The following is a 12,531-nucleotide window of genomic DNA, read 5'->3' on the forward strand; positions in this document are numbered from 1 at the left end:
TTTCCAATATTGATAAAATGATATCAAAATGATATCAATAAATAGTATTCAAAAGGAGAGCGATATGAGCGAGATTAGAGAGAATGAAGTAAAGTCGATTAGCGGGATTCCGTTTTTACTATTCATGTTAGTGTTACTAGCAGCGGGGCTTTATTTATTTGGGCAGATGCTTGGAGGGGCTGAAAGTAAGGGCGCACGCGTGGCCTGGGTCATTGGCGGTTTTGTAAGTTTTGGGGTTTGGATTACCTTTTTAGGCGGCCTTTATAAAGTTGAGCCCAATCAATCTGCGGTGTTAAGCTTGTTTGGTAAATACGTCGGAACTGTACGCACACCCGGCCTGCGGCTTAACAATCCGTTTTACACAAAAAAGAAGATCAGCTTACGGGTGCGCAATTTTGAAAGCGGTAAGCTGAAGGTCAATGAGTTGGAAGGATCTCCTATTGAGATCGCGGCCATTGTCGTGTGGGAAGTCAATGACTCCGCCGAAGCTGTATTCAACGTAGATGACTATGAGAGCTTTGTGCAAATTCAGTCTGAAGCCGCCATCCGGGCCATGGCGACAAGCTATCCCTATGATCAGCATGGAGATGAAATAAGCTTGCGTTCGCATCCGGCGGAAATTTCCGAGCGCTTGCGCCATGAGATACAGGACCGACTCGCAAAAGCGGGTATCAATGTTATAGAAAGCCGCATTTCGCATTTGGCCTACTCACCGGAAATTGCGGGCGCTATGCTGCAACGGCAACAAGCGGGGGCTATTATCGCCGCGCGGAAGAAAATTGTCGAAGGTGCGGTCGGAATGGTCGAGGATGCTTTGGAGTCCTTAAAAGCGAAAGATATCATTGAGCTTGATGATGAACGCAAAGCCACAATGGTGAGCAATTTGTTGGTCGTGCTCTGTTCCGACAAAGCAACACAGCCCGTCGTGAATACAGGGTCGCTCTACTAAAAGTGGCTGCAAAAAAAGCATATCCCCTGCGCATCAATCCGGATGTGCTCAAAGCGATGCAGCGCTGGTCTGATGATGAGCTGCGCTCCGTCAATGCCCAGATCGAATATGTGCTGCGGGATGCTTTAAGAAAGCAGGGGCGGTTGAAAGAGACAAAATCAGCGGCGGTAAGAACAAATTCGCAAAAGGAGGACTAAATGAGAGATGGAAAATGGCATTATAAAGTTGAAACTTATAAGCAAAGCGTTTGGAGCTATAAGCCTAAAAACGTTGATGCCCAAATTTCTGAAAGGCTTAACCGTTTAGGTATGGAGGGCTGGGAGCTTGTCGCGATCAAGCCTTATGGACATTATACGCAAATGTATTTGAAGCGGCCCTTTTAAACCGTTTTAATCAGGGACAGATTTTCCCCTTATAAGCCGCCAAAGCCTGCGTGCGCTGCGCTTGAAGAAATGATAAGGTGAGCCTGCGAGCTTCATCATACGTCGCATTCGCCGCCAACGTTTCCTCGCGACGGGTTCATATTCCGGTGTTAGATACTCAAAAAAGACCTGGCTGACATTCGCCCAACTATAATTTTGTGCATGGCGAACTGCGTCTTCGCGGTTCAGCTTAAGGCACGCTAGGCAAGCGGCTCTTAAATCCGCATCAACTATGCCAGCCTTACTGCCCGGGATAATATCAACGGGACCAGTCACAGGATAAGCGGCGACAGGCGTGCCCGTAGCCATGGCTTCGATAATGACAAGTCCGAATGTATCGGTTTTGGACGGGAAAACAAAAACATCTGCATCTGCAAAATGACGGGCGAGCTCCGTCTCAAATTTAGCTCCAAGAAAGTGCGCTTCGGGATACGCTTTTTTAAGCTGCTCTAATTGCGGGCCGTCCCCAACAATGACTTTTGAGCCTGGCAGATCAAGTTTCAAAAACGCTTCTATATTTTTTTCAACGGCGACGCGACCGACATTTACAAATATAGGGCGGGGCAAGTCTTTATAGACATCCTTCGGCGCAAAGCGTTTATCGGGATGAAATTCGGCCGTATCCACGCCCCGCGCCCACGGCGCTAGATTAGTAAAGCCTTGCTTATCCAAAAACTCAACCATGGACGGCGTTGTCACCATGGTGCGTCCACCGCTATTATGAAACTCGCGCACAAATTTATAAGGCAGTTTAAGTGGAATAAAGGGAAAGCGGGCCTTTATATATTCAGGGAATTTTGTGTGATAGCTTGTTGTAAAAGGCATCCCCCATTTCAGGCATAAAGCTCGCGCGGCTTGCCCTAATGGGCCTTCGGTCGCGATGTGAACCGCCTCCGGGCCAAATTTAACAATCCGCCGCTCTACATCCGCTTTTGCAAAAGGGGCAAGACGAATATCAGGATAAGTTGGCAACGGCATCGTCCAATACCCATCAGAGGGTGCAATCACCTCCACGATATGACCCTTCGCCCGCAATTGTTCAATCGTCATGGCAAGGGTTCGCACAACCCCATTCATCTGCGGCGTCCATGCATCTGTGACGACAAGAATTTTCATGTTTCAGCCAGCGTGCCTAAGGCATTTTTAAGTGGATTTAATTTCTCTCCATATTTTTTCCAGCGTCCTACGGAGCCGCGGTAGAGGGGCTGCCGAACTTGCACGGAGCTGGCCGTGGAGACAGGCGCTTTATTTTCGTGAAAGCGCAGACAGGCTTCGTCCCAATCCAAACCACAAAATTCTAGCAACCTTCTTGTTTCCCTGTCTTGATGATCAATCATGTTTTCATATCGAATTTCCATAAACCTATTAGCCGGTAATGACTCACGCCAAGTCGTCATAAGCGCGTCATAGGCTTTATAATATTTTGCTGTGTCCTGAAGATCGAATGTATAATTATAATAGGAGTATTTCGTCGCAAAAAGCTGCCTGAAATTAGACAGGCAACTATCCATAGCGCCGCGCCTTAGGGCCACTATGCGTGCATTTGGCAAAGCGCGATGGATGAGGCCGCAATTTAAAAAATTCAGTGGCATTTTATCTGTAAACCGCTCTGCCCCGCGCGATAATTCCTTCGTGGCTCGGATATAGTCATGCCCTATTTGTGTGACAGATTTATTAGAGGCCGCCTCAAGCGTGTCTTTATCCAGCACATATTGCGACGGTGTACTCGCAAGGTGTTTAGTTAGCTCTGAAAAGACGTTTAATTCCCCCGCCGCGATCACGTCGGGATGGGATGATAAAATCCGATCTATAAGCGTTGTCCCCGTTCTGGGAAGACCGACGATAAATATAGGGGCGTCTTCTGATTTAAGCCCCATATCTGCTTTTGTGTTCAGAGCCGTTCTGGCAGCCTCAATCAGCTCGATATCTTGGCTAATATGATAGTCCAATTCGGCTCGTTTGGGCGCTTTGCATTTGATAAGCCAATCCAAACTTTCGCGGTGATCTCCGAGATCCTCAAGCGTTTTGGCGATGGCATGTCCTAGTGTAAGGACCGCGTCTGAGTTGCCCGACAAGCGCTTATATTCCGACTTAAGGTTTTCAAGCTGATTTTGGCCAGCGGTTTGCTTTTTAAGAGAAACAAGTGAGGCCCTCGCCCGAAATAAATCAGGGTCTCTAGCCAGTGCAGTATTGTAATGAGTTTCTGCGGCATCAAAGTCTCCTGAAAATTGAAGGGACGAGGCAAGATTATAATGGAAATTTGCGGGTTGCGGATTGAGCGACACGGCTTGCTTGAAAAAAGGGATGGCTTTTTCATGAAAACCGGTGCGGCTATAAATAACGCCAATCATATCCGCAGTCATCGCGTCATTTATAGGTAAATCAGCGGCTCTATCCGCTTGCTCCCGAGCAGCGGCCTGCCGCCCGATAAGAGTTAGGGCTTTGGCATATTGGGCAATATAAAAGGGATCTTGCGGGGAATATTTTTGTGCTGTTTGAAATAACTCTAGCGCTTTGGGCACATTTTTATGATCAAAAGCAATATGCGCCAAACCGCAATATGGCCGTGGATCTTGAATATTATTCTCAATCATCTTGATACAGAGCGCATGTGCCTTTTTATAAGCCTTAGCTTCGATGAGTGATAATATCGATTGCACAGTTAATCCTTTGTGCTGCGCGCCCAAATATGTGGCGTTTTTGCATCACTTTTCTCTTTTCTGATATCTTTGCAATATAATGAATTGTTTATACAGGGCCAATTGTTATTGCTTTGTGCAAATTGGAGACAAATATGAAAAATAATTACAAACGTAACCTTGCGCAAAGCGTGAGTACATCCGTTCTTTTTGCGGCCGCTATCGCGGCAAGCGTTCCTGCCGTAGCGCAGGTTGACGACGAGATTATTGTAACGGCGACGCGACGGGCACAATCCATTCAGGATATTCCGTTCAATATCGCGGCCGTTGGCGGCGATCAAATTGAACAGCAGGGTTTTGATGATATCGCGCAATTGATCGACTATGTGCCGGGTATCAATATTTTGGACCAGGGCGGGCGTGATGGTAACCGTATTGTTGTGCGCGGTATCAATGCTGATCCCATAGCGGGCGGCGGTGGCGGCGCAGGATCTGACGGCGGCGGTACTGTTTCACCTTATATTGGTGAGATACCGCTTTATGTTGATTTGCGGTTAAATGACCTCGAGCGTGTTGAGGTTCTACTCGGGCCGCAGGGCACACTTTACGGTGCGGGTACAATGGGCGGTGCTATTCGCTATATTCCAAAGAAGGCCAGTTTTGATGGGTTTAGTGCTGAACTGCGCGGTGATGCATATTCATATAAAGAGGGTGACGGTATTTCGACAGACCTTGGCGGAACCGTCAATTATACGATTTCTGATACTTTGGCTTTCCGGGCTTCTGTGGATTATTTGGATGATAAGGGTTTTATTGACTACCCTTACGTTGTTCAGACGATCGGCGTGTCTAACCCTGATCCAGACTTTACAAATCAAGCCGATATTGACGCCAATCTTCGCCGTGTCGAGGATGCTAACACAGAAGAAACATTATCCGGTCGTGCGGCCCTTCGTTGGCAGCCAACAGATGCTTTCGACGCTAACTTGACCTATTATTTCCAGAACGCCAAATTCGGAGGGCGTACAACATCAGGTCTTCGTGGATCTGTCCCGCTAGGCGAATATGAAGCCCCGCAGCGTGTTGAGGAGCCCGCAAAACTTGATACGCGCCTTTTGGCTCTTGAAGTTACAGCAGATCTAGGTTTTGCAGAGCTCACCTCTGCGACAGGTATCTCCCAAGAAAAGTTCCTAGGGCAACGCGATCAAACAGATTTGTTGATCAGTCTGGAATACTCTTACGAAACATTCCCAAGCTTTACAGGGTTTACGCAAGAAGTTGAAAAGAGTGAGCGTTTTAACCAAGAACTACGCTTGGTCTCCCAAAGCGAAGGCCCCTTAAGCTGGATAGTTGGCGCGTTTTATAATAAACGTGATGATATTGGTGTCTCATCCGAATTTACACCTTTCTATGGCGACTTTGCGTTTGGTCCCGGCACCTCTGCCGCGTTGAATGATCTTGAATATTACGCGGTTGGTAAGTCTGAACTCACCGAACAGGCTGCATTTGGTGAAATTGGATATCAAATCACAGATGCTTGGCAGGTGACAGGCGGTATTCGTCTTTATGGATACGAGCTTGATACGGCAGATTCTGTAAGACTCCCGAACAGTACAGATACTGTTACGACCGTGTTCTTCCCTTATTTTGGATGCCCTTCAGATAGTTGCGGTCTCTTTGACCTTGACGATATTGATGACGCCTATGAGGTTGCTGGAAACCAAGACTTTTCTGGTGAGCTTTTTAAGGTGAACACTTCCTATAAGTTTGATAATGGCAATTCAGTTTACGCCACCTTTAGTCAAGGTTATCGAATCGGAGCGTCCAACGGCCTGGCACCATGTCCTGATATCTTTGTTGACGGACCGCAAGGCCAGTGCGGCTTGGTTCCAGGACAGCAATTTGGGCCAAATGCGGGCGATATTGCGCAAATTAATGAGCGTGAGTATTTTCCTGACACCGTTGATAACTACGAAGTCGGGTTTAAGTCGCGCTGGCTAGATGGGGACCTTACATTTAATGCAGCGGCATATTTTATTAAGTGGGATGATATTCAGATCGTCTCGTCTTCGGTAAATGCTGGCCTGACGATTACCGTAAACGGAAGTAAAGCTGAGTCTAAAGGTATTGAGCTTTCCTCAGACTGGAAGATAAACGATAATTTCAGCTTACGCGGCAATTACAGTTTTACTGATGCTAACCTTACGCAAGATGTCTCTGCTTTGGTGCGGACTATTGCTCCAGGCGGCGGTTTTGCTACGGCGTTTGAGGATGCTTCAAGTGGTGATAGACTCCCAGGTTCGCCCAAACATCAGTTTTCTGTTTTTGGTGCTTATGAGCAACCCCTCTATAGCGGTAACTTATTCGTAAATGGCGGTCTGTCCTATCAGGGCGATGTTCTCTCACGTGTTGGGGCGCGTGGCTCTAGCTTAACACTTGATGGATTTGCCCGTTTGAATGCATCTATTGGCTATGAGCAAGATAGTTGGTCATTAACAGCTTATGCTGAAAACCTTCTGGATGACTATTCAGAATCAAGCGTCAACAGCACGTCGCTCTTTAATCAAACAATAAGCGGAGCAAATGTGCGGAGTTTCCGAACCAGTGTTTTGCCTCCTCGTGTTATTGGAGCGCGATTTAAATATAACTTCGGTCAATAACAGCACCAATTCAGCTTCATTTACTAAAACGCCCGTTCAAAATTGAGCGGGCGTTTTTTTATGCCAAGGATTCTTGTATACCAAACTCAGACGCTATGTTGAAAACCGCTACTTTGCCTAAAGCAGAGTCAGGTCATATCGGAGCCGTCATAAAAAATTCACAGCTTTCTTCGTAATTTAAGGAGGTGTTAACTAAAAATTTTCTTTTTTAGCACACTAGGTGTTGACGGATGGAGGCAAATCAACACTATATGTAGTAACGAAACATACCGAAGACATTTCGGGGTTTTCCATTCAGAGTGATATCGAAGCCGTGTCCTGGCGAGACACTTCGGGAAGCTTTGACGTCAAATTTTGAGCCGTGCGATGAGAATCGTCCGCAATTGGGAGTTAAAAGGGGTTTTATATGTCAGAGAATTCAACAAATGCATTTGCTACGACGGACATCAATGAGGATGGCGCAACGCAAGACATAACCTATAAGCCGCGCGTAAAAGCTGCCCCAAAGCCGGTAACAGTCAAAGAGCAGCGCATTGGGACCGTAAAGCAGGTCCGCGCGCGCGATTCGCTTTTAACTGATTTTGGTAAAAAGACGCTTGTTGATCGTTACTTACTCCCTGAAGAGTCCTATCAAGATATGTTTGCGCGGGTGTCTGAGGCCTATGCTGATGATACAGCTCATGCCCAGCGCCTTTATGATTACATGTCACAGCTCTGGTTTATGCCGGCTACGCCTGTTCTTTCTAATGGCGGTGCGGAACGCGGCCTTCCAATCTCCTGCTTCCTAAATGCTGTTGATGATAGCCTTGATTCTATTGTAGGCGCGTGGACAGAGAATGTCTGGCTCGCCTCTAATGGCGGCGGGATCGGGACTTATTGGGGCAATGTGCGTTCGATTGGCGAGAAAATTGGCCGTGCGGGTAAGACATCAGGCATCATTCCTTTTATTCGCGTTATGGACAGCTTGACCCTCGCTATTTCCCAAGGCTCTCTGCGCCGTGGCTCAGCTGCCGTTTATCTGGATATCCACCATCCGGAAATCGAAGAGTTTCTAGAAATCCGTAAGCCGTCCGGTGACTTTAACCGTAAATCGCTTAACCTGCATCACGGCTTGAACATCACGGATGAATTTATGGAAGCCGTGAAAGACGGCAAAGATTTTGCGCTTAAGAGCCCGCATACAGGGGAAACCATCAAAGAAGTGTCTGCGCGTAAGCTATGGCAGAAAATTCTTGAAATGCGTCTCCAGACGGGTGAGCCTTATATGATTTTCTCCGATACGGTGAATGAGGCGCTAGCCAAGCACCAACGCGATCAGGGCCTAAAAGTGCAGCAATCAAACCTCTGTGCTGAAATCATGTTGCCGACAGGCCGCGATAAATATGGCAAGCAGCGCACAGCCGTCTGCTGTCTGTCTTCCGTCAATGCCGAAAAATATGATGAATGGAAGAATGAAGAAGGCTTTATCGAAGACATTATGCGGTTCCTTGATAATGTTCTCGAAGACTTTATCCAAAATGCACCTGAGTCCATGGCGGATGCGAAATATTCCGCCGCGCGTGAGCGCTCTGTTGGGCTGGGTCTGATGGGTTTTCACTCTATGCTGCAAGCCAAGAGCATTCCGTTTGAAAGCGCGATGGCGAAATCTTTTAACAATAGGCTTTTCCGCCACATCCGCCGCGGCGCGGATGCGGCTTCTGTTAAGCTAGCTGAAGAGCGCGGGGCTTGTCCTGATGCGGCCGAAGCGGGCGTAAAAGCGCGTTTTTCTCATAAAATGGCGGTGGCGCCAACGGCCTCCATCTCTATCATATGCGGCGGTACATCTGCCGGTATTGAGCCTATACCTGCCAATATCTATACACATAAGACATTGTCAGGCTCTTTCACCGTCAAGAACCGTCTGCTCGAAGATCTGCTCGAAACCAAAGGTTTAAACACAGATGAGGTTTGGGGCACGATTTTGGAAAATGAAGGGTCTGTGCAGTTCATGGATGAACTGGATGAGCACGAAAAAGCGACCTTCCGCACAGCGTTTGAGATTGATCAACGCTGGGTGATTGAACACGCTGCTGATCGCGCGCCCTATATCTGTCAGGCTCAAAGCCTAAATATCTTCCTTCCGGGTGATGTTGATAAATGGGACCTTCACATGCTCCATTGGCAAGCGTGGGAAAAAGGCGTGAAATCGCTCTATTATTGCCGTTCCAAATCTGTTCAGCGGGCTTCCTTTGCTGGGGCTGAAGATAAAGCTGAAATGACGGATATGGAAAAATCTATGGCCGCAGCCGCGCCAACCGATTATGAAGAATGCCTTGCCTGTCAATAGCGAGAAGTTCAAGAATTTGGGCTGACTTTATGGTTTTGACGTAATTTCGTCACAAATTTTAGATAAGCGCTCCTTACGGAGCGTTTTTTTATGATTATGTGAGATGAATCACGGAAGTTTTAACCTGTTAAGGCTTCCTTAATGTGAATTAAATTAAGTTTAAGATGCATTAGTCATTTTGACGTGTCAAATTAAGTGTATTGTGATAGGATAATGCTACGTAAGGTGGCGTCGTAAGTTAAAGAGGGTCTAAAACTAAATTGTTAGACAGATTTAGGCATAAATCTCGTTTGAAAGGCGAAAAAAAGCGGCTACTCGCTGCGCTTTGTATCATGCCTGCTATTTTGGTTTTGTCTCCTGCTGCATCATTCGCGCAGGATAGCGCTTCAGAGGCGCCCGCACAGATTATTTCTCCAACAGATGGATTAGCTCTAAATCTGGGGACTGAAAGCCCCGATTTTACGTCTAATATCTTTGATCTCCCTGCAGAAAGCGTGGGGTCAACTCTATTTAAGCTCGATTTGGCAGATACGGATTGCCTGACAGGAGGCGAGGGGTGTCTCTCCCGCAGTGAGACATTGGATTTGGGCTATGCAAAAGCTTTTACAAGCCGCAGCCAAAAAGGACTGGATTTATCTTTAACGCCCAGAGCTGCGTTGCGATTTAATGATGAGAGCTCATCTGCAGTTGTAGGCGCGGTCGTTGAGATCGGAGAAGATCTTCGTAAGGGCTCTAATTTTGATAATAATACCTGGTATTTCTTTGCCGGCGCTGATGCAGAAGCCCTGACTTATTCACCTAACTCAGTTGGCCGCCTGACAAGCGGACAATTCCACCTCCAAGACCGCATCATTGTGGGCGATGCCCAAGCGGGACTCGGTTACCGTATTGGTGATGCTGATGTGTCGCTCTCATACCTACGCCGCGAAGCAACAGCGGAAGATTTCAGTTTTAAAGAAGACGCGGCAGCACTCTCCTTCACCTGGAAACGCTAAGACTAGAATTTTTGCGACTTTGCAAAGGCTGTTTTTCAGACTAACTTACCAAAAGACTGTATTAGATCTTTGGGGCCTATGGCGTTATGACACCAGAATATATTTTAAAAGTAATTCTACTGGCCATGGCCTTGTTGCTGGCAGGGTGTAATGACAATTACCATTATAAAGCCGAAGGTCTATCCCCATATTATTATTCTGTGGAGCAACCGAAAAAATGCTGCACAATTATAGCCCATGCCGGCGGAGCTATTGATGGGAATGCCTACACCAATAGCCGTGAGGCCATAGAACGAAATTATGCATATGGAACCCGCCTTTTTGAGATTGATTTTGACATAACTGCTGATGGTCATTGGGTGGCGGCTCATGACTGGCCTAATTGGAAAATGCAAACGGGCTATAAAGATGAATTACCACCGACACGTGATGATTATATGGCAACACCACGAAAATATAAGAAAGTTAGTTGGTCTATTGAGAGTGAATATAATGCAGTCGATGTCCCTTGGATTAATAGGTTTTTAGATAAACACCCTGACGCTTTTATTGTAACTGATATGAAAAAGCTTGAACAATTCCCCGACTTTGTTGATGCTATTATACGGAGCCCAAAACGCGATCAGTTTATTTTTCAGGCCTATTCAATTTCTGACATAGACTTCATTAAAAGCCGGGATCCAAATGCAAAAATAATTTTAACGATGTACCGTATTGGATACCCCGCATCCCTTTTTACAAGTTTGAAAGAAAAAAGAGAAAATTTAATAGGTGTGACAGTTCCAATGAGTTGGGCTTTCATTGATAGCGTAACTGAACGCCTCGTAGAAACGGGCTTACCAATATATTTGCACGGCGCACCTGCAAATATTAATTCACGAGGATTGCATGCCGATTTTGCCGCAAAGGGAATTTCAGGATTTTATTTGGATTAAATTATAGAAACGGATCGGCCCGCTGCAACGAAATATACCTTACATACCTCCTGACATAAATTCACCAGCCAAATCTTCTGTTTATCGGCGATCTATAAAGCCTGAATCTTTGCGAGGTGTGCCTGGTATCATGGATGTTAACCGCGCAGGCGTCGTAACAATTACTAATGCTCCAGGGTCGGGCATTGCAGATGATAAGGCCATTTATTTTTTCATGCCCGAGATTGTCAAGTTTTATACCGGCAAGAAAGTTCAGCTGAAAAATGTACCGACATGGCGCTGCTCTGAGGCAGACTCTTTGAAATATGTGCTTGAGCATTTGGAAGAACTCGTAGTCAAAGAAGTGCACGGTTCAGGAGGGTACAGCACGCCTCGTCGAAGCCGGATTTTACATAGCCTTGACACGTTCTAAATCGGCAGATGATGAATGAGCCTCTATTATTAAATCTTCAGGAAACAGGGCGCAATATGAGGCGCTCCATGATCATTATAACGGCCCTGAGGTCATTGATTTTCTTCTACCGGATCGCAGTAATCCGTCCAGTGTCTTATCTATGATAGACTTGCCGCATTCCAATGCGCGTATCGCCGGCACGGCTTTAACTCGCGAGGTTTGGGAAGCCGTAAATGAGGCTTGGCTTAATATTTGTGCCAGCTTGAAAGCAAGCATCACACCTAAAACACTTCCGGAAATTATAGGTCTCATACGCCGACAAAGTGCTTTAGTACAAGGCGCCCTTCACGGAACGATGCTGCGTAATGATATTTATGATTTTGCCCGCCTCGGTACATTCATTGAGCGCGCGGACAGTACAGCCCTCATATTGGACGTAAAATATTACGTCCTTTTGCCTTCTGTCTCAGTCGTAGGTGGCCCGATGGATAATGTGCAATGGGAATCGATTTTGCGTAGTGTGTCTGTATTACGGTGTGAGTTCAACGGGTCGTCGCAACACTTTAACATTATGAGTTGAAGATGGAGCGATATTATGACGAGACGAACACGAACCTTTTTCACGGATAAACAGAAGTCAGATATTTGGGACAGATGGGAGCGTGGCGAGTCCATGAGTTCCATCGGACGATTATTTGAGCGTAATTTCTCATCAATTATCCGTTGTTATCCTGCACGGGCGGTATCCGTACGCCAGAGCGAAAACGTTCACCTCTTGCTTTGACCTTGACTGAACGAGAAGAGGTCTCTCGTGGACTGAACATTGGATTGTTACTTCGGGCAATAGCGCGAAGCTTAGGGCGCCCCCTTCAACGATAAGCCGCGAAGTTGAACGCCATGGCGGTCTCGCCTTTTATATAGCTACGGCGGCTGACAAAGACGCTTGGGAACGAGCCTGTCGTCCTAAATTGTGTAAGCTGCACGTAGCGCCTTCCTCAGGCAGACTGTTGCCCGTAAACTGCAAAAGAAATGGTCACCGCAGCAGATAGCAGGATGGTTAAAGAGAACGTATCCAGGAGAGACGCCAAAGCACGTATCGCATGAGACTATATATCGAAGTCTATATGTACAGGCACGCGGTGTACTAAAGAAAGAACTCATGGCTCACTTACGCGCTAGCCGCCGGACCATCAGGCGTTCACGCCACGCCA

The 12,531-nt window shown here is 46.8% G+C and carries 10 protein-coding genes and 2 pseudogenes; 10 read left to right on the forward strand and 2 right to left on the reverse strand.

Annotated elements, in window-relative coordinates; all coding sequences use genetic code 11:
- Nucleotides 1-73: 73 nt before the first annotated feature.
- Genes F569_RS0115660 through F569_RS0115670 form a run of 3 tightly spaced genes read left to right on the forward strand, consistent with a single transcriptional unit; the run spans nt 74 to nt 1,332 of the window.
- The gene (locus tag F569_RS0115660) at nt 74-949 is read left to right on the forward strand and encodes an SPFH domain-containing protein (protein WP_026942972.1); all 876 of its coding nucleotides are present in this window, start codon (nt 74-76) and stop codon (nt 947-949) included.
- Between the two features lie 2 nt (nt 950-951).
- The gene (locus F569_RS0115665) at nt 952-1,146 is read left to right on the forward strand and encodes a hypothetical protein (protein ID WP_026942973.1); all 195 of its coding nucleotides are present in this window, start codon (nt 952-954) and stop codon (nt 1,144-1,146) included.
- Entirely contained in the window at nt 1,147-1,332 is a 186-nt protein-coding gene (locus F569_RS0115670) for a DUF4177 domain-containing protein (RefSeq protein ID WP_026942974.1), read from the forward strand.
- A 6-nt stretch (nt 1,333-1,338) separates the two neighbouring features.
- Here F569_RS0115670 and F569_RS18580 read toward each other — a convergent pair whose 3' ends face one another.
- Both F569_RS18580 and F569_RS0115680 read right to left on the reverse strand, forming a co-directional pair.
- Nucleotides 1,339-2,487, reverse strand: a complete 1,149-nt coding sequence (locus F569_RS18580) for a glycosyltransferase family 4 protein (protein WP_051279977.1) — start codon at nt 2,485-2,487, stop codon at nt 1,339-1,341.
- Nucleotides 2,484-4,031, reverse strand: a complete 1,548-nt coding sequence (locus tag F569_RS0115680) for a tetratricopeptide repeat-containing sulfotransferase family protein (protein WP_051279978.1) — start codon at nt 4,029-4,031, stop codon at nt 2,484-2,486. Before F569_RS0115680 ends, F569_RS18580 begins: the two co-directional genes overlap by 4 nt.
- Nucleotides 4,032-4,165: 134 nt before the next feature.
- Here F569_RS0115680 and F569_RS0115685 point away from each other — a divergent pair, with 134 nt between their 5' ends.
- The 7 genes and pseudogenes from F569_RS0115685 to F569_RS20095 all read left to right on the forward strand — a co-directional run.
- Nucleotides 4,166-6,670 carry a TonB-dependent receptor gene (locus F569_RS0115685; RefSeq protein WP_026942976.1) on the forward strand — a complete coding sequence of 835 codons (2,505 nt, stop codon included), beginning with the start codon at nt 4,166-4,168 and terminating at the stop codon, nt 6,668-6,670.
- Nucleotides 6,671-7,076: 406 nt separating this feature from the next.
- Nucleotides 7,077-8,996: a ribonucleoside-diphosphate reductase subunit alpha gene (locus F569_RS0115690; RefSeq protein ID WP_084169065.1), complete on the forward strand. Its 1,920-nt coding sequence runs from the start codon at nt 7,077-7,079 to the stop codon at nt 8,994-8,996.
- Nucleotides 8,997-9,256: 260 nt separating this feature from the next.
- Entirely contained in the window at nt 9,257-9,991 is a 735-nt protein-coding gene (locus tag F569_RS0115695; RefSeq protein ID WP_233353715.1) for a lipid A-modifier LpxR family protein, read from the forward strand.
- An 86-nt stretch (nt 9,992-10,077) separates the two neighbouring features.
- Nucleotides 10,078-10,926 (forward strand): PI-PLC domain-containing protein, encoded by an 849-nt coding sequence (locus tag F569_RS0115700; RefSeq protein ID WP_026942979.1) that lies wholly within the window; start codon nt 10,078-10,080, stop codon nt 10,924-10,926.
- A 106-nt stretch (nt 10,927-11,032) separates the two neighbouring features.
- Nucleotides 11,033-11,290: pseudogene (locus F569_RS0115705) on the forward strand (circularly permuted type 2 ATP-grasp protein); the annotation flags it as partial.
- Between the two features lie 76 nt (nt 11,291-11,366).
- Nucleotides 11,367-11,900 (forward strand): alpha-E domain-containing protein, encoded by a 534-nt coding sequence (locus F569_RS19255; RefSeq protein ID WP_233353719.1) that lies wholly within the window; start codon nt 11,367-11,369, stop codon nt 11,898-11,900.
- 15 nt (nt 11,901-11,915) lie between these two features.
- Nucleotides 11,916-12,531 (forward strand): annotated as a pseudogene (locus F569_RS20095) (transposase); the annotation flags it as partial.

It is taken from the genome of Hellea balneolensis DSM 19091, from assembly GCF_000428525.1.
In the GTDB taxonomy this organism is placed as follows: domain Bacteria; phylum Pseudomonadota; class Alphaproteobacteria; order Caulobacterales; family Maricaulaceae; genus Hellea; species Hellea balneolensis.